Below are 18,322 nucleotides of genomic sequence, written 5' to 3' on the forward strand. Positions count from 1 at the left end.
GTTATGAAGACTATGAAAACAAAGATATCGCTGCTAGTGGTTGCCTTCGTCGTTTGCAATTCGTGTAACAACCTGGACCTTGTGCCCTTGGATAAAATCACGGCCGACAGCTACTACAAAACTGCACCCGAGTTTGACGCCGCCATGTTTGCGGCCTACTCGTCGATTCAGGATTTCTGGGGAACCAGTACCGAGACACTCGGTGAGATGGGCGAGTACTGGAAGATCACTGATGTGGTAACGGATGATGTGAACGCCGAACCAAACTCCGACAACATCTCGAAGGACGCGGACCGGTTGAACTTCCGCGCCAGCGACAAACCTTTTGCTGCGATCTATACGCAGATCTATGAAGGCATTTATCGCGCCAACACCGTGCTGGAACATCTGGCTATGGAGAATGAACTGAGCGACGCAGAGAAAAGTCTCTATGACGGCGAAGCGAAATTTCTCCGGGCATACTTTCACTTCGAAGCCTTGAAGCTCTGGGGCACGCCACCGTTGGTGATGGAAACGTTCAAAGACCTTTCCAAACTGTCGGTGCCGAATGCCACCAAGGAGCAACTGTACACACAGATTCTGGCTGACTTTAACGATGCGTTCACGAAACTGCCGGCCACGTGGGCACCTGAAAACACAGGCCGCGCCACCAAGTGGGCCGCGATGGCCTACATCGGCAAAGTGAATGTCTGGAAAGGCCAACCTGCCGACATGCTCGCGGCCATCACAGCCTTTGAAGCTGTGATCGACAATGGTGTGGGCGCTGCCGGAAAGTATGGACTGATCGACACGGACAACCCCGAGAAAGATCTGGAAGACGTGTTTGCGTTCGACAACGAAAACAACAAGGAATCGATTTTCGAAATTCAATATGGCGGACCACACTCCGACGACAACATCTGGGTGTTTGACGACACGCACTCCGAAGCGTTCAAAGCTTCGCAGGGCACAGGCCGTTCGTGGTTCTGGGATGCTGCCAACAACAGCGCCGCAGAATCGGCACCGGGTGGCAAGCTAGGCTATTGGACACCCACACAAAATCTGGTGGATGCTTTTGAAGCTGGCGACGAGCGTTTGAATTCGTTTATCTATCAGGCCGGCGACACCTACTACATCTGGAACAGCGCGGTGGAATCGTTGCCCTATGATCCGGAATGGTCGTCGACGGGCTATAACGTGAAGAAGTATTCGGGCAAGCGCAACTCGGTGGGTGGCGACTTCTCCGGAAATAACCAGGGTAACTTCAACAACGAACGCATCTTCCGCTTTGCTGAACTGAAGCTGCTCTATGCCGAAGCCCTACTGGCGAGCGGCCGTGCTGCCGAAGCCACAGACCAGATCAACGACATTCGCGATCGCGCGGGCCTTGATGACCTACCCGGCCTGGCCACTCTTGCCGACCTGCAACACGAGAAACGTGTGGAGCTGTGTTTTGAGGCGCACCGATGGTTTGACCTGGTGCGTTGGGGCCTGGGCCCTACGCTGTTCCCGGCCGACTGGAATGCTAAATATGAAGTATATCCCTTCCCGCAAAGTGAAGTGGATCGCACAAAAGGAACGGCAGGCGAAATCAAACAAAACAAAGACTACTAGATTCTTTCGGTGTCTATTTGGTTAATTAGAAAAACAGCGAAGGGCAGAACCCTTCGCTGTTTATTTTCATCGCAATCTATTATTTTACATATCGCCAAAACCTTTCTTCATGGTTAGAACACCGTTCCACAAAATGAGATTGCTACAGATCTGTTTGTTATATATTTTATTCTCCTGTTCCAGACATCCCGATCCTCTATTCAAAACACTTTCTTCTGCCGAGACCGGAATTGAATTTGCCAACACGCTCGTCTATTCCGATACGCTCACCGTGCTTGACTTCGAATACCTGTTCAACGGTGGCGGCGTGGGCATTGGCGACGTCAACAACGATGGCCTGCAAGACCTCTACTTCTCGGCCAATATGACGTCGGGAAAACTTTATCTCAACAAAGGCGATTTTAAATTTGAAGACATCACAGAGAAAGCCGGTCTGATCACCACTGCTTGGGTGAACGGCGTGACCATGATCGATATCAACCAGGATGGCTTCACGGATATATTTCTGAGCGTGGCCGGCACGCGTCACACACCGTCGCCGCGAAGAAAAAATTTGCTCTACATCAACAACGGAAATAACACGTTCACCGAATCGGCGGCGGCCTATGGTTTGCAGGGCACGGGCCACAACATTCAAACGGCTTTTCTGGACTACGACAAAGATGGCGACCTCGATGTGTACATCTTGCGAAACGCCTTTGTAGAGTATAGCCGGAACCGCGCACGACCCAAGTCGGTGAAAGGAGAATCGTCGACCACCGACCAGCTCTATCGCAACAATGGCGACAACACGTTCACCGATGTGTCGGCTGAGGCGGGCATCACCATCGAGGGGTTTGGGTTGGGCGTGCAGGTGTGCGACCTCAACGACGATGGATGGCCCGACGTATTTGTGTCGAACGACTTCATCACCAACGACCTCGTGTACATGAACAACCGCGACGGAACCTTTTCGAACCGCGCGGGTGCCATGCTCAAACATCAAACGTATAACGCCATGGGTAACGACGTGGCCGACATCAACAACGATGGCCTGGTGGATGTGGTGGAGGTGGATATGTTGCCGGAAGACAACCTGAGGTGGAAGGTGACCATTATGGGCAACACCTACGACGAATTTCAAAACGGACTGCATTACGGCTACGAACCGCAGTATTTAAGAAACACCTTGCAGATCAACAATGGCAACGGAACCTTCAGCGACATCGGCTACCTCGCGGGCATTGAAGCCACCGACTGGAGCTGGAGCCCGCTGCTGGCCGACTACGACAACGATGGGTTGAAGGATCTCTTCATCACCAACGGCTACCGGCAAGATATCACAAACCTCGACTTTATTAAATTCAGCGAGCGCGCCTTGCGCATGGGCACGGCAGAAGGAAACAAAAAAGAACGTCTGGATATGCTGGCAAAAGTGCCGGGCATCAAGGTTCATAAGTACATATACAAAAACAACGGCGATCTCACCTTCACCGATCAGTCTGACGCGTGGGGTTTCACAGAACCGCTCTATTCCAACGGTGCCGTGTATGCCGACCTCGACAACGACGGCGACCTCGACCTCGTGGTGAACAACATCGACGCGCCGGCCTCAGTCATGAAAAACACCACACCACACGAAGCCGGTGCGAAAACAAAGGCAAACTTTCTCCGTGTGAAGTTTCTGGGCACACCAAAAAACCGCGACGGCTGGGAAACGAAAGTGTATTTGAGATACAAGGGGAGATTGCAATACCAATACTTCACACCCGTGCGCGGATACCTGTCGTCGGTCGAGCCCTTTCTGCACTTTGGTGTGGACTCCGCCGCCGTGGTCGACAGCGTGGAAGTGATCTGGCCCGACGGTCGCTATGAGTTGCTGCAGGATGTGAAGACCAACCAGGTGATCACCCTGAACCATAACGCCTCAAAACCGCGCGACGAAAAACCGGAGCCGACTCCAAACACACCCTTCGCTGAAGTTTTGCCGGCGCATCAGGCCATATACAAACACGAAGAGAACGACTATGTGGATTTTAAAACACAACCCTTGCTGCCGCACATGCATTCGCGCAACGGCCCAGGCATTGCTGTGGCCGATGTGAACGCGGATGGGTTTGAAGATTTTTTTGTAGGCGGAGCGTCGCAGCATCGCGGGGCATTGTTTCTTCAAGACAAGGATGGTCACTTCAAAAAATCGGACCTTCCAAAAAACGACACCACGTCCGAAGACATGGGCGTGTTGTTTTTTGATGCCGACGGCGATGGCGATCCGGATCTTTATGTGGCGAGTGGTGGATCGGAAGAAACAAAAGACTCGCCGCACTACATCGACCATTTGTATGTGAACGATGGCAAGGGAAACTTCGCGCCCGCAGAAGACGTCATGTCTCCCTATGCACAAAGCGGATCGGGTGTGATTGCCGCTGACTATGATCACGACGGTGACCTCGATTTGTTTGTGGGCGGCAGGTTGATTCCCAGAGAATATCCACTGCCCGCTGCGAGCTATATTTTTCGAAACGATTCCAGACAGGGCAATCTTAAATTTACAGACGTGACCTCGCAGGTGGCCCCGGCTCTTTTAAAGGCAGGCCTCGTCACTACAGCACTCTGGACTGACGTGGACAATGACGGCTGGATCGACTTGCTGATGGTGGGCGAATTTATGCCTGTGACATGTTTAAGAAATGACGGTGGAAAAACGTTCGCACCGTGGGGCACGACATCGTTGGCAAATTCCAGCGGCTGGTGGAATAGTTTAACCTCCGGCGACTTCGACAATGACGGTGACACTGACTACATCGGCGGCAACCTCGGGCTAAACTCCCGCTACAAAGCCAGCGAAAAGGAACCGCTGAGAATCTACGCCAGCGACTACGACAAAACGGGAAGCGTTGATCCGGTGATGACCATGTATTGGGACGGAACACAACAGATCGTGCATTCGTGGGACGACATGGTGAAACAGATGAGTCCCATCCGCATCCGCTTCCGCACCTACCAACCCTATGCGGAAGCGACGTTCGAAGATTCGTTTCTGAAATCGGAAACCGACGCGGCCTATCATGCCAGCGCCCAATGGCTTTCAACAAGCTACATCGAGAACGTGGGCAAAGGAGAATTTAAAATAACAGCCTTGCCTGTGCAGGCTCAGTTTGCTCCCGTCTATGGCATGGTGACCCTGGATGCCGACGGCGACGGCAATGAAGATGTGTTGTTGTCCGGCAATTCTTATGCAACCGAAGTCTCCACCGGCCGCTACGATGCTTTCACGGGTTTGTTGTTGAAAGGCGATGGCCATGGAAACTTCAACGCACAGACCATTGGGCAAAGTGGTTTTGTGGTGGACAAGGATGCCAAGGGCATGGCGCGTTTGGTGGCGGCCGACAACCGCGATGTGATTGTTTCGGGAGTCAACAACGACGCCCTGCAATTGCGCGTGTCGCGCGACGCGGGGAAATATCTTCGTGCGTCGAACCGCTCGGCGTATGCGTTGCTGAAATTGAAAAACGGAAAAACGCGTCGGCATGAATTTTACTTTGGTTCCACGTACCTTTCCCAATCGTCGCGCACGCTGCGGCTGACGGACGACGTGGTGTCGTTTACCCTCTATGATTTTTCAGGCAAACCGGAACAACCATGATGCGAAACCTTGCAAGTGTTGGAATGATTGTGGCCTTGACCGCGCTGGTCTGTTCGTGCATGAAAGGACCAGAAACCGTTTTTGAAAAGATGTCGTCGGGTCACACGGGCATTCACTTCAACAATGTGCTGGATGAAGATGAGCGCGTGAATGTGAACACCTACATGAACATCTACACCGGTGCGGGTGTGGCTGCGGGCGACATCAACAACGACGGCCTCACCGATTTGTTCTTCAGCGGCAACACCGTGACCAGCCGACTGTACGTGAACCGCGGTGACCTCACCTTTGAAGACATCACCGAATCGTCGGGCGTCACCAACCAGCGGTGGGCCACGGGCGCGGTGATGGCCGACGTGAACGCCGATGGCTGGCTCGACATCTATCAATGTGTGTCGGGTGGGGGAGACGCTTCGAACCGCGGCAACCTGTTGTTCATCAACAATCGCGACAACACGTTCACGGAGTCATCAAAAGCCTATGGGCTGAACGAAACGCGACAGTCAATGCATGCGTCCTTTTTTGATTACGATGGCGATGGCGACCTTGATGTTTTTGTCATCACCAATCCGGCGTCTTATGAAAACAAAGTGAATCACATTCAACCCCGCAAGCTGAAAGGCGATGGTGTGAGCACCGACGTGCTCTATCGCAACAACGGCAACAACACTTTCACCGACGTGTCGCGCGAAGCCGGCATTCTCGCGGAAGGCTATAGCCTTGGGTTGGCCATCAGCGACATTAACCACGACGGCTGGCCCGACATGTATGTGTCGAACGATTTCATCGGCAATGACATCCTGTACATAAACAACCACGACGGCACCTTCACCGACCGTGCCGCGGAATATTTCAAACACACAAGCTTTGCCGGCATGGGCAACGACGTGGCCGACATCAACAACGACGGATTGGTGGACGTGGTGGAGCTTGACATGCGCCCCGAAGACAACAAGCGGCTGAAGCTCATCATTCCCCCTACAGGCTATGACAAGTATCAACTTTCGTTGCGCCTTGGCTATGCGCCCCAGTTCACGCGCAACACGCTTCAACTCAACCAGGGCAACAACACGTTTAGCGAGATCAGCTTTCTGGCCGGCGTGAGCAGCACAGACTGGAGCTGGAGCCCGCTACTGGCCGACTACGACAACGACGGTTATAAGGACTTGTTTGTGACCAACGGTTTTTTGCGCGACCTCGGCAACATGGACTACATTACCTATCAAAACATTTACAACACCCCCCTGGGCACAGTGCAGGCCAAGACCGACAAAAAACTGGAAGCCATTAAAGCCCTGAAAGGCGCTGCCCTAAAAAACTATGTGTTTCATAACAACGGCGACCTCACGTTCACCAACCAATCGGCCGCATGGGGTCTGACAGGCGAAGGCTTCTCGCACGGCGCAGCCTATGCCGACCTTGACAACGACGGCGACCTCGACCTGGTGGTGAACACGATGAACGAAGAAGCGCGCATCTATAAAAACAACAGCAACACTAAATTCCGGCGAAACTATCTGCGCATAAAATTCAACGGTCCGGCACAAAACAAACAGGGCATTGGTGCAAAAGTAGTAGCACGCTATGGAGGACATGAACAGTATCAGGAAAATTTCCTGAACCGCGGCTATGAGTCCACAGTGGATGGCGTGATGCACATTGGGCTTGATACGATTGCTGTGATCGACTCCTTGGAAGTGACGTGGCCCGACGGCAAGTACGAGTTGCTGAAAGCGGTGCAGGCAAACCAAACACTCATCCTGAACCATGCATCGGCCGTTGTTCAGGAAAATAACAAAGTGCCCATTGAAAAGGCGAAGTTGTTTCAGGATGTGTCGGCGCAGCAAGGCATAAACTTCACACACCGGGAAAATGACTTTGTAGATTTCAAGGTGCAGCCCTTGTTGCCACACATGCATTCGCGAAGTGGCCCGGGCATTGCCGTGGCCGATGTGAACGGCGACGGCCTGGAAGATTTTTTTGTAGGCGGCGCAGCCAGTCACGAAGGCGGCATGTTTGTGCAGTTGAAAGCCGGCTCGTTCAAAAAGGAAGCGACCACAACACTCGACAGTCTTTCGGAAGACGAAGGCGTGCTGTTCTTTGATGCCGATGGCGATGGTGATGACGATCTCTATATCGCGACGGGCGGGTCTGAGCAACATAAAAACTCCGCGCTCTATCGCGACCAACTCTACCTGAACGATGGCAAGGGAAAATTTACACCCGCCTTGGACGCGCTCCCCGAATTGTTGCAAGCCAGTTCAAGCGTGATCGCAGGTGACTATGATCGCGACGGCGACCTGGACTTATTTATCGGTGGACGCCTTGTGCCGGGAGAATATCCCATGCCCGCCGACAGCTACATTCTGCGGAACGATTCGAAACCCAACGCATGCCGCTTCACGGATGTTACGCGTGACGTGGCACCTGGCTTGCTGAAGGCGGGGCTGGTAACATCGGCGCTCTGGACTGACGTGGACAATGACGGCTGGGTTGATCTGTTGCTGGTGGGCGAGTTCATGCCCATCACCTGCTACCGCAACAACAACGGCAAAAGCTTTGCACGATGGGGAACCGAATCGTTCGCGCATTCGTCGGGCTGGTGGAACAGCCTTACGGCCGGTGACTTCGACCACGATGGCGACACCGACTATGTAGCGGGCAACCTCGGCCTGAACACACGCTACAAAGGCACCACGCCAGAGCCGTTATGCATCTATGCCAACGACTATGACAAAAACGGGTCCATCGATCCGGTGATGACGTATTATCTGCAAGGAAAAAAATATACCGTGCATGCGCGCGACGAACTGATCAGCCAGATCACGGCCATGCGGCATCGCTTCCGGAAGTATGAAGAATATTCGGAAGCGACGTTCGAAGATTCGTTTCTGAAATCGGAATTGGAAACGGCCTATGTGGTGTGTGGCGAATGGTTTCAGACCAGCTATATCGAAAACCTGGGACAGGGAAAATTTGCCGTGAAGGCGCTGGCGTTGGAGGCACAGTTTGCGCCGGCCCAGGGCATGGTGGCCGAAGACTTTGACGGCGACGGAAAGCTTGATGTGTTGATGACCGGAAATCTCTATGCCACAGAAGTCTCGACAGGCCGCTACGATGCTTCCGTGGGACTTTTGTTGCAGGGTGATGGGCACGGAAACTTCAGCCCGGTGAAGGCCTCCCAATCGGGCTTTTATGCCGACGGCGACGCACGTGGCGTGGCACGACTTGTTCAGCCCTCGGGGCAGGCGTTGCTGTTGTTGGCCAACAATGGCGCACCCCTCAAGACGTTTCGAACGCACTATGATCAGGCATTCCATCCCAACCCTGCGGATGCCTACGCCATCATTACCCGCAAAGACGGAACACGCAGCAAACATGAGTTTTATTATGGCTCAACCTACCTCTCGCAGTCGTCGCGTGTGTTGACCTATGCGGGAGAGATAACCGCGTTGGAAGTGACCACCTTTCGGGGAGAGAAACGGCGTGTGAAGTGATTTTTTGTGATGAGCGGTTGGCCGTTTCGATGAGATGGAAAATGTGTTGGTCTCTCCTGGGTAGACACGGATTTGTAAATGAATAAAAAATCAACGGACATGAATAAACACAACCGGTTCATTCTTCCTTTCCTTTTGGGAGCGGCATTCTTTTTCGCATCGTGCAAAAAGGAATATTACACGGAAGCCGACTTTGCCTCGGTGAAAAAAATTGACACCCACACGCACCTCAACGGCGAAAACACGGGCATATCCGAGCAAGCCAAAGCCGACAACTTCACCATCCTCGCCGTGAACGTGGACGTGCCCGGCTATCCGCCGCTGGATGAGCAACGCCGGTTTGCTCTGCACCAGATCAAATCCGTTCCGGGCACGGTGAGTTTCCTCACGGCGTTCACACTGCAAGGCTGGGATTCGGCCTGGACCGCCCGCACCATTCCGTGGCTCAAAGAATCGTTTGACCAGGGGGCGTTGGGTATTAAGCTCTGGAAGAACATCGGGATGACATATAAGGACTCCACAGGCCGGTTCATCATGGTTGACGATCCGAAGTTTGATTCGGTAGTGCAATACATCATCGATCAGGACAAGACCATTATGGGCCATCTCGGTGAACCCAAAAATTGCTGGCTTCCCATCGAACAGATGACGGTAAACAACGACCGCCACTATTTCAAGGAACATCCCGAGTATCACATGTTTCTGCACCCCGAGTATCCGTCTTACGAAGATCAGATTAACGCGCGCGATCACTTCATCGAAAAACATCCCGACATGCGTTTTGTAGGGGCCCACCTCGGAAGCCTGGAGTGGAGCGTGGACGAGCTGGCCAAACGCCTCGACAAATTTCCCAACATGGCGGTCGACATGGCCGAGCGCATTTCGCACCTGCAACACCAATCACTCGCCGACTACGACAAGATCCGGAACTTCTTTATCCGCTACCAGGACCGCCTCATCTATGCCACGGACTCGGAAATAAAAGACAGCTACAACAGCGACGACGTGCGCAAGCAAGTGCACGAAACCTGGAAGGCCGATTGGAAATATTTTGTGACCGACGACAAGATGACTTCCGAAAATGTGAACGGAGAATTTAAAGGCCTGAAATTGCCACGCACGGTGGTGGATAAAATTTACAGGGCAAACGCCATGCGTTGGTTTAAGATGCCGGGCTGATCTGGGTAACCGGCGTGTTGCCCGGGCAGTTGTGACGGCCGTGTTTTTATTTTATCTTGGCTCCCTAACTTGTTTTCCGAGCCATGCGATCCGTTTTTGCAATTACCCTTGTCGGTTTTATTGTCATCCCTTTTATATGCTCAGCCCAGTTCAATGGATTTCCTTTTGGCGAGGTGACCTACCGCGAACTGAATATAAAAACCTACGAGCAGGACACCTCCGCCGATGCCGTTGTGCTGAAAGAATTTGGCGAGGCCTACATGGAAGATCACGACGATATGAATCTGATTTTCCGCTATCACGTGAAAATAAAGATCCTGAAAAAGGCAGGGCTTGAGCGCGCCAATTTCGAAATACCGTTGCGCAAGCAAGACGAGCGAAAAGAGTTTGTCCGGAATGTGCAGGCCTCCACCTTCAACGTGGAAAATGGTTCGATGCGCGAAGTGAAGCTCACACAGAAGGAACAATTTTTAGAGAACTACAGCAAGTTTTACGACATCAAGAAGTTCGCGCTCCCCAACGTGCGCGTGGGAAGCGTCATTGACGTGTCGTATGAGATTGCGTCGCCCTTTCGCTTCAACTTCCGTTCGTGGGAGTTTCAGTCTGACATTCCGAAAATCGCCAGCGAATACTGGGCGCTTATTCCCGCCAACTATAAATACAACATTTCTCTGCGAGGTTATCTCTCGTTGAAAAGCAACGATAGTGAAATCAAACGCGATTGTTTCAAACCCGGAGGTCAGTCGGCCGACTGTGTGTTGATGAAGTTCACCATGGTCGACATTCCCGCCTTCAAAGAAGAAGAATACATGACGGCAAAATCGAACTTCCTCTCGGTTGTGAATTTTGAACTGGCCGAGGTTCACTATTTTGATGGGCACAAAGACAAGATCACCCGCGAATGGAAAGACATCGACGACGAGCTGAGGAGGGAAAACAAGTTTGGCATCCAGGTGAGAAGGGGAGAAGACATTGTTGACCAACACGTGAACGTGGTCATTGCCGGCGAAACCGACGAACTCGCGAAGGCCCAGAAAATATATGACTTCATAAAAGCGCACTATCGCTGGAACGACGTCTATGGCATCTACAGTGAGTTTGGAATCAGGAAAGCCTTCGAATCAAAAACCGGAAACGTGGGCGACATCAATTTGTCGCTGGTGGCGGCGTTGAAATATGCGGGCCTTTCGGCCGACCCGTTGATTTTGTCGACACGGAAAAACGGACTGGTGAATGAACTCTACCCGGTGGTGACGGATTTTAACTACGTGGTGGCCAAGGTCAACATTAAAGACAAGGTCTACCTGCTCGACGCCACAGAAGACTTTGCGTCTTTCGGCATGTTGCCCGAGCGCTGCCTCAATGGCAAGGGACGTGTGATGGCCGAGAAGGAATCGTATTGGTATGACCTGAAACCCGCAGACAAGGAGCGCACGGTCACCATTGTGAACCTCGCGCTGGCAAACACCGGTCTGGCCAAGGGCACCATCAACAATACCTATTTCGGTTATGAAGCAGCCACCCAGCGCGCCTTGATTGCATCCTACGGAAGCGAAAAGGAATACGTGGGCAAGGTCACCAAAAACTTGAACGGCATCACGGTGACCGGCTATCATTTCGAAAACGTGGACGACCTGAAAAAGCCCCTCATTGTGAAATACGATGTGGAGGCGGAGGTCTATGACGCCTCGGCCCACGACAACTTCCTGTTCAATCCCTTCCTCATGGAGCGCACGAACAACAACCCGTTCAAGTCGCCCGAACGCCTCTATCCCGTCGACTTTGGCCCGCCCCTCGAACAAACCGTGGTGCTGGTGATGGACTATCCCGAAGAACTGGAACTGAGCGAATTGCCGGAAAAGGTTGGACTGGCATTGCCGGCCGCAGGCGGACGCTACATGTACAATGTGCAGAATGTCGGCCATACGGTGACCGTGAACAGCTCGTTCCTCATCAACAAAACCGTTTATAGCCCCGCGGAATATCATTATCTGAAAGAGCTTTTCGACCGGGTGGTGGCAGCACAGAGAACGGATCTTGTCTTCAAAAAGAAATCCTGAGCGATGCGACCATTCGCGGCGACTTTGTTGGCGTTGCCGGGTCCGCCGAAGGTTCTGGCTGAGGGCCTAATGCAGGCCGGCTGTTCCCTTAATCTCCACATTCGGGCATTGATCGATTTATTTTGAGATTAATACAAGAATGGTGTGCCTTTATAGGAACCGTGCCTTACCTTTGAACCATCTTTGGTTTAAACGATCAGCTATGAAAACGTCTCTGGTGTTGTGTGCTTGTCTGCTGGCTTGTTCCCTTTCTTTTGCGCAGACGGCCACCGAAGCTGTTCAAGGTGCCCACACCTTACGCGAACGCTTCCTGCTCATGAAGTCAAAGTCGCAAAGCTATGGCGACTATAAAGTTATCAAGGAGTTTGTGCTGGACGGGGTCTGGAAAATTGTGACCGATTCGCTCACCGCCAAAGACGCTGCGATCCGCGCCGGCCAGGCCAATGTGAACGGTCTGAAAGCCGAGTTGAGCAAAACCGTGGCCGCCCTCAATGCCAAAGAAAAATCCATGGAGGACGTTATGTATGCCAGCACGCACATCACGGTGCTGGGAATAGATTTTAACAAAGGTGTTTTTCTCACCGTGGTCGCCTCCATTCTCGGCGGGCTCATCGCGTTTGTGGCCATTGTTTTTGGCCGCATGAAACTGCAAAGCAAATCGTTGAGCGAAAGAAACCTGGCCGTGAGTGCCCTCACCAACGAGTTTGAGGAATACAAGCACCGCGCCATGGACAAGCAAACCAAACTTTCGCGCGAGCTGCAAGACGAACGCAACAAGCTGGCGTCTATGCGGCATTCGTAGAAATATTCGGGAAGACAACTACCATAAGAATTTAAGGCAGGCCTGGGTCGGACGCAACGTGTTGCGGCGGTTCGGGCCTTCTGCTTTCCGGAAGGTTCTGTTGCCAGTAAAAAATCAAAGGGGCAGTTCCACAATGAACTTTGATCCCCGGTTCTCATCGCTTTCCACTACGATATTTCCATTGAGGGCGTTCACCAACTCTTTCACGATAGACAGGCCCAGGCCTGACGAACTTTCGCCGGCGGTGGGCCGGGCCGAGAGCCGTTGAAATTTGCCAAACAGTTTTTCGCGGTCCTGCTTCGAAATGCCCGGCCCCTGGTCGAGCACCTCGAACCGGATATAGGTTTCGGTGCGGATAACCGAGATGGCCACCTCGCGATAAGACGGCGAAAACTTGATGGCGTTCGAAATCAGATTTTCCAGGATGCGCGAAAGCATTTCGGGGTCGGTATGGAAATGAAAATCGGGCACATGGTCCTGGAGGATGAGGGAAATGTTTTTCTTCTGGGCACTTTCCCGAAACACCTGATACTGTTTTTTCAGGAGGGCACTGATGGCTACGTATTCCTTGTTCACCGTGTTGAGCCCTTGCTCGATACGATTGATGTCCAGCAGGTTTTTGATAAGCATTTGCATGTTGATGCTGGAGTCTTCCATCATGCGCAAATACTGCAATTGATCGGCCGTGAGGTTGTGCGCCTGCATCTTGATGAGGTTGATCAGCCCCAGCACACCATTGAGCGGACTTTTTAAATCGTGGGTGGCGATGCCGAGGAAGTGGTTCTTCTCTTCGTTCAGCCGGATCAGCACGGCATTGGCATCGAGCAGTTGCAATTCCAGCTTTTTTCGTTCGGTGAGGTCAATAACCGCGCTCCGGCTGGAGATGTATTCACCTTGGGCGTTGTAGATGGCGGTGGCGTTGATGAGCACTGGAAAGCATGTGCCGTCTTTTCGTTGCATTTCAAACTCCAGGTTTCTGATTTCTCCTTGTTGCTTGAAGGTCTGAAATTTTTTATCAAACAATCTCGCGCTGGTGGGTGTGATCAGATTTTTGAACTTCAATTTGCCAACAACCTCTTCCCGTGTGTAGCCCAGCCAGTTCAGTTCGGTAGCGTTCATCCGTTGCAAGGTGCCGTCTGCTGCAAGCGAATGATACCCGCACGGTGCGTTGTCGTAGAGGTCGCGGATTTCGCGCAGGGTGTCTTCGGCAAAGGCGCTGCTGGTTTGAAGGGCGTCGTAGAACGATTCGAGCTCTTCGAAATTTTCCTGGATGTCTTTGTTCAGCTTTTCGGTGAGATGATTTTTCTTTTCCAGTTCCAGGGTGCGATCGTGCACCTTTTGTTCCAGCGTGCGGTTAGCTTCGTGAAGACCTGTGAGCAATTCGCGGTTGCGCCGGTTTTGCAGCAGCAGCACATACAGTGCATAGCCCGACACCAGGCTGATCAGGAAAAAGCTGGCGTAGTGAATGGTGTCGTTGATAAAATAGATGGTGCGCAGCCGGTTGTTCCGGAGGTTCAGTTGCGTGTCTTCATAGTCGCGGATGCGGTCCAGAGCGCTACGCAAATGGTCCATGCTGATTTTCCCGGAGTCGTTTTTAATAAAGGCCACAGTGGCGGCTTGTCCTTGCGTTTGAAGCAGCGTGAGTGATTTCCGCAGTTCCTGGCGCTTCTGCTGCACCAGGGGCACGATGTCGCGATGAAACAAATCGCTCATCACCGGATTGTCGTCGGTTAGGCTGCTGAGCGTGTTCACTTTCGCATCGACGATGGCAATGGCGGTTTCGTAAGGCAGCAGGTAGGACGAATCGCCGGTGAGCACAAAGCCACGTTGCCCGGTTTCTGCATCCAGCAAGGTGGTGAGCAACGAATAGGATTCATGAATTACCTCGTGCGCATGATTCAACAACTGTGTAGTTTCTTTTTTCTCGGCCACATTATAATACTTAATGGCGCCGCTGAGCAGCGTCAGCAGTATGGATGCTACGAGGTAGTTTGCTACACGACGCATGTGAGGTTGGAATGGGCGTGTCAATAAGATACAAAATTTAATGCGTATATGCTAGAAAATCATGCCGGTTCGCCCGCGGTGACCATCCTTGGTTTGGCATGGTACTTAAATTAGTATTGCCGGATTAATCTTACCCCCGTAAGGACGCTGGCCAGTTCTCTATCACTTTCAGAGCCAGCAAGCTCTTGCGGCCCGGACCGGCAGCGCTGCCGGAATGCTCATGGTGGCAGGGGATGCACACCCAATGGTGTGTTGAGGCGGTTTATAAAATTTCGGGAAACCTTACCTTTAGCTGTAACCTAATAGGAAACCCTGAGTTTCCCATCTTGAAAACTTTTACCTCCGGATTTGGAAGCACTGACCGACAATGCCTTGATGCTGAAGGTCAAGGACAACGACCTTGACAAGCTGGGACTGCTTTTTGAGCGCTACAAAAGGCCGTTGTTTGGCTTCTTCTATGGCATGAACAAGGATGCCGAACTGAGCGAAGACCTCGTGCAGAATGTTTTCCTGCGGATTTTGAAGTACCGCTACCTCTTCCGCGGAGAGGGCGACTTCCGGACGTGGATGTATCACATCGCGCGCAATGTGAACCACGACCACTTCCGCAAAGACAAACTGAAGGCAAAAGATTCACTCGAAAACTGGCAGGAACGCCTGGGCACAGACGAAAACCGGTCGACCGAATATCAGAAAGATGAAGAATTGCAACTTCTCTCCATGGCCATGGACAGATTGCCGGAAGACAAACGCGAGGTGCTGCTGCTCAGCAAATTTCAGGACAAGAAGTATAAAGAGATCGGCGAAATCCTCGGATGCTCCGAGGGTGCCGTGAAAGTGAAAGTCTTCAGAGCCCTGCAGGATCTGAAGGCTGTGTATAGGGAATTGGAAAAACACATGTGATTTATGAACACCGAGAGAATACAAGAACTGATCGCCAAATATAACGCCGCCCAGGCCGACCCCGTGGAACTGAAGCTCATTGAAAAGCTGATTGAAGAGGGGCTGATAGACCTTGGCGAACTGCACGAATTGCAGGCTTTGGATGAGCGGCTCGACCGCATGACCCTGCCGGCCCCATCGATGCAGCTCAACGACACCTTCTATCACATGCTGGCCCAGGAGAAGAAAAGCGCAGCCGGATTTTCGTGGAAAGCATTTTTTGCATGGCCCGACTTTGCACCCCGCCTGGCCTTTGCTTCGGTAACCCTGCTGTTGGGTTTGGCCGCGGGCTTCTTGCTGCGGGCACCGGGGCAACAGAAAGATGAACAGATCGGACGCCTGGGTGAAGAAGTGCGCGACTTGAAAGAAATGATGATGCTGTCGTTGCTCGAAAAGGAATCGGCCACCGACCGTCTCAAAGCAGTGAGCCTCACCGAAGACATGGATCAGGCCAGCCATAAAGTGACCAGCGCCTTGTTGCAAACCCTTAACCACGACGACAACGTGAACGTGCGCCTTGCCGCCCTGGAAGCCTTGAAGCCTTATGTGAAGGATAGCAAAGTGCGCGAAGAACTGATTCGTTCCATCAGCAAACAAGACTCGCCCCTGGTGCAGTTGTCGCTGGCCGAAGTGATGGCGCAATTGCAAGTGAAGTCGTCGGTGAAGGAACTGGAAAAAATTCTCAAGAACGAGAACACACCCGTGGACGTGAAAAAGAAAATACGCGAAAGCATTCAGGTGATCATATAACGGTCTCCAAAAAAAATCGAAAACTACAACCGTATGAAAACATGGATAACCCTGGGACTTATGGCGATGGCGATGCTGCCACTGGCCGCCCAAACACACACCGAAAAAGTGGTAAAAGAACTCTCCTTCGAAAAGAAGAATGCCGCCAACGCGGTGATGATTGCCAACATCAACGGAAGCATCAAGGTGGTGGGCTATGAAGGCGAAAAAATTCTGGTGGAGGTCACCAAAACCATCAACGCCAAAAGCGCCGCGCGCCTCGAAAAAGGCAAGAGTGAAATTCAACTTGGTGTGGTCGACCTGGCCGATTCGCTCATCCTCTATGTGGCCGGCGAATGTGGATCGTTTGGCAAACAAGATCACAAACACAACAATCACAACAACCGGAACTGGGGCTATTCGTGGAACAACAACTGCGACAATTGCCGCCACGACTACGACTACAAAATGGATTTTGTGGTGAAGGTTCCCTATTCCATCAACCTTTCGGTGAGCACGGTGAACAACGGCGATGTGGACGTTGAAAATGTGAAAGGCGCCGTGATGGCCAACAACGTGAACGGAAGCATCCGCCTGCAGAATCTTATTGGCGAGGCCGAGGCCAGCACCATCAACGGCAACGTGGATGTGGAGTATGCAAAGAACCCGCCACAGGATTGCCGCTTCTACACGCTCAACGGCGACATCAATGCCTGGTTTCAAAAAGGGCTGGCGGCCAACCTTTCGTTCGAGAGCTTCAATGGAAGTTTTTACACCAACATCGAAAAGCTGGAGCCTATGCCGGTAACGGTCGAGAAGAAAGATTCCAACAAGGGCATAAAATATAAAGTGAACGACAATCGCTTCAAAGTAGGAACCGGCGGCGCAAACCTCGACTTCGAAACGTTTAACGGCGATGTCTATCTGAAGGAGAAAACAAATTAAGCATCAACAAGTAAAAACAACGGAGCCCACACCGGCGAAGGTGCACCTTCGACACGAGGCGTGTGTCTCCATCAAAACAAACGGACACGTATTCAAGACAAGAACGACTATGAAAAAGCAACTGATAATAGCCATCTCCTCCATAACCCTCGGGCTCATGCTGATCGCCACCTCCATCGCGTGGTCGCAAACCAGCAACCAATTCACCGTGCCGCTCACCGATCCTGGCAAGAAAGGAAAACTGAGAGCACACATCAACTATGGATCCATTACCGTGAAGGGCACGGCGCGCAAAGACATCCTGGTGAAATATTCGGGAGAAGCAGACGAAGACAAAGGTGGCGCCACCAAAGACGGGCTGCGCCGTGTGGGCGGCAGTGGCATGGACCTGGAAGTGACCGAGAACGAAAACAATGTGAAAGTGTCGTCCGATTCGTGGAGCCACAAAATGAGTCTTGAAATTGAAGTGCCCTCCGGCATGGACCTCGACGTGAAGACCTACAACGACGGCGATCTTGTGGTGAACAACATTCAAGGCACCATCGAGCTCACCAACTACAACGGCGAAATCACGGCCACCAGCATTTCCGGATCGGTAGTGGCCACTACTTATAACGGCACCATCAAAGTGACGTTCGACAAAGTGACTGAAGGAACCCCGATGTCCTACTCAACCTACAACGGCGATGTGGACCTCACGTTCCCGGCCACGGTGAAGGCCACCTTCAAAATGAAAACGGAACAAGGCGACATCTACTCGGGTTTTGATGTGAACTTTCAAAGCACGGGACCCGTGCAAAAGAAGGACACGAAGTCGGGTGTCTATAAAATCGTGATCGACGAATGGAAACGCGGCGATGTGAATGGCGGTGGCCCCGAAGTTACCATCAAGAACTACAACGGCGACATCTTCCTTCGTAAAAAATAAGCGTCAGTAAAAATT

11 protein-coding genes are annotated in these 18,322 nt (G+C 52.2%); 10 read left to right on the plus strand and 1 reads right to left on the minus strand.

What is annotated here, in order from left to right; translation table 11 throughout:
* The first annotated feature begins 12 nt into the window (after positions 1–12).
* The 6 genes from JI741_RS08435 to JI741_RS08460 all read left to right on the plus strand — a co-directional run bounded on the left by JI741_RS08435 (position 13) and on the right by JI741_RS08460 (position 12,756).
* Positions 13–1,593, plus strand: coding sequence for a RagB/SusD family nutrient uptake outer membrane protein (locus JI741_RS08435; RefSeq protein ID WP_202008603.1), 1,581 nt, complete (start codon positions 13–15; stop codon positions 1,591–1,593).
* A gap of 133 nt (positions 1,594–1,726) precedes the next feature.
* Positions 1,727–5,218, plus strand: a complete 3,492-nt coding sequence (locus JI741_RS08440; RefSeq protein WP_202008604.1) for a VCBS repeat-containing protein — start codon at positions 1,727–1,729, stop codon at positions 5,216–5,218.
* Complete coding sequence (locus JI741_RS08445; protein ID WP_202008605.1) at positions 5,215–8,715, plus strand: VCBS repeat-containing protein; 3,501 nt, start codon at positions 5,215–5,217, stop codon at positions 8,713–8,715. The genes JI741_RS08440 and JI741_RS08445 overlap by 4 nt, the downstream gene beginning before the upstream one ends.
* A 99-nt stretch (positions 8,716–8,814) precedes the next feature.
* A complete protein-coding gene (locus tag JI741_RS08450; protein ID WP_202008606.1) occupies positions 8,815–9,894 on the plus strand; it encodes an amidohydrolase family protein in 1,080 nt (359 codons plus the stop codon).
* An 83-nt stretch (positions 9,895–9,977) separates the two neighbouring features.
* Positions 9,978–11,954, plus strand: coding sequence for a transglutaminase family protein (locus tag JI741_RS08455; RefSeq protein WP_236675952.1), 1,977 nt, complete (start codon positions 9,978–9,980; stop codon positions 11,952–11,954).
* Positions 11,955–12,156: 202 nt separating this feature from the next.
* Entirely contained in the window at positions 12,157–12,756 is a 600-nt protein-coding gene (locus JI741_RS08460; RefSeq protein ID WP_202008608.1) for a hypothetical protein, read from the plus strand.
* Positions 12,757–12,870: 114 nt separating this feature from the next.
* Here JI741_RS08460 and JI741_RS08465 read toward each other — a convergent pair whose 3' ends face one another.
* On the minus strand, positions 12,871–14,763 hold the full coding sequence (locus tag JI741_RS08465; protein WP_202008609.1) for a CHASE3 domain-containing protein: 1,893 nt from the start codon (positions 14,761–14,763) through the stop codon (positions 12,871–12,873).
* A 348-nt stretch (positions 14,764–15,111) separates the two neighbouring features.
* Between JI741_RS08465 and JI741_RS08470 the strand changes: the two genes are divergently transcribed.
* From JI741_RS08470 to JI741_RS08485, 4 genes are all read left to right on the plus strand, one after another.
* The gene (locus JI741_RS08470; protein WP_236675953.1) at positions 15,112–15,666 is read left to right on the plus strand and encodes an RNA polymerase sigma factor; all 555 of its coding nucleotides are present in this window, start codon (positions 15,112–15,114) and stop codon (positions 15,664–15,666) included.
* A gap of 3 nt (positions 15,667–15,669) precedes the next feature.
* Entirely contained in the window at positions 15,670–16,455 is a 786-nt protein-coding gene (locus JI741_RS08475) for a HEAT repeat domain-containing protein (protein WP_202008610.1), read from the plus strand.
* 33 nt (positions 16,456–16,488) lie between these two features.
* Positions 16,489–17,379: a DUF4097 family beta strand repeat-containing protein gene (locus JI741_RS08480; protein WP_202008611.1), complete on the plus strand. Its 891-nt coding sequence runs from the start codon at positions 16,489–16,491 to the stop codon at positions 17,377–17,379.
* A 109-nt stretch (positions 17,380–17,488) separates the two neighbouring features.
* Positions 17,489–18,307 carry a DUF4097 family beta strand repeat-containing protein gene (locus tag JI741_RS08485; protein WP_202008612.1) on the plus strand — a complete coding sequence of 273 codons (819 nt, stop codon included), beginning with the start codon at positions 17,489–17,491 and terminating at the stop codon, positions 18,305–18,307.
* The last annotated feature ends 15 nt before the right edge of the window (positions 18,308–18,322 follow it).

This window comes from Chryseolinea lacunae (genome assembly GCF_016735595.1).
Classification (GTDB): domain Bacteria; phylum Bacteroidota; class Bacteroidia; order Cytophagales; family Cyclobacteriaceae; genus Chryseolinea; species Chryseolinea lacunae.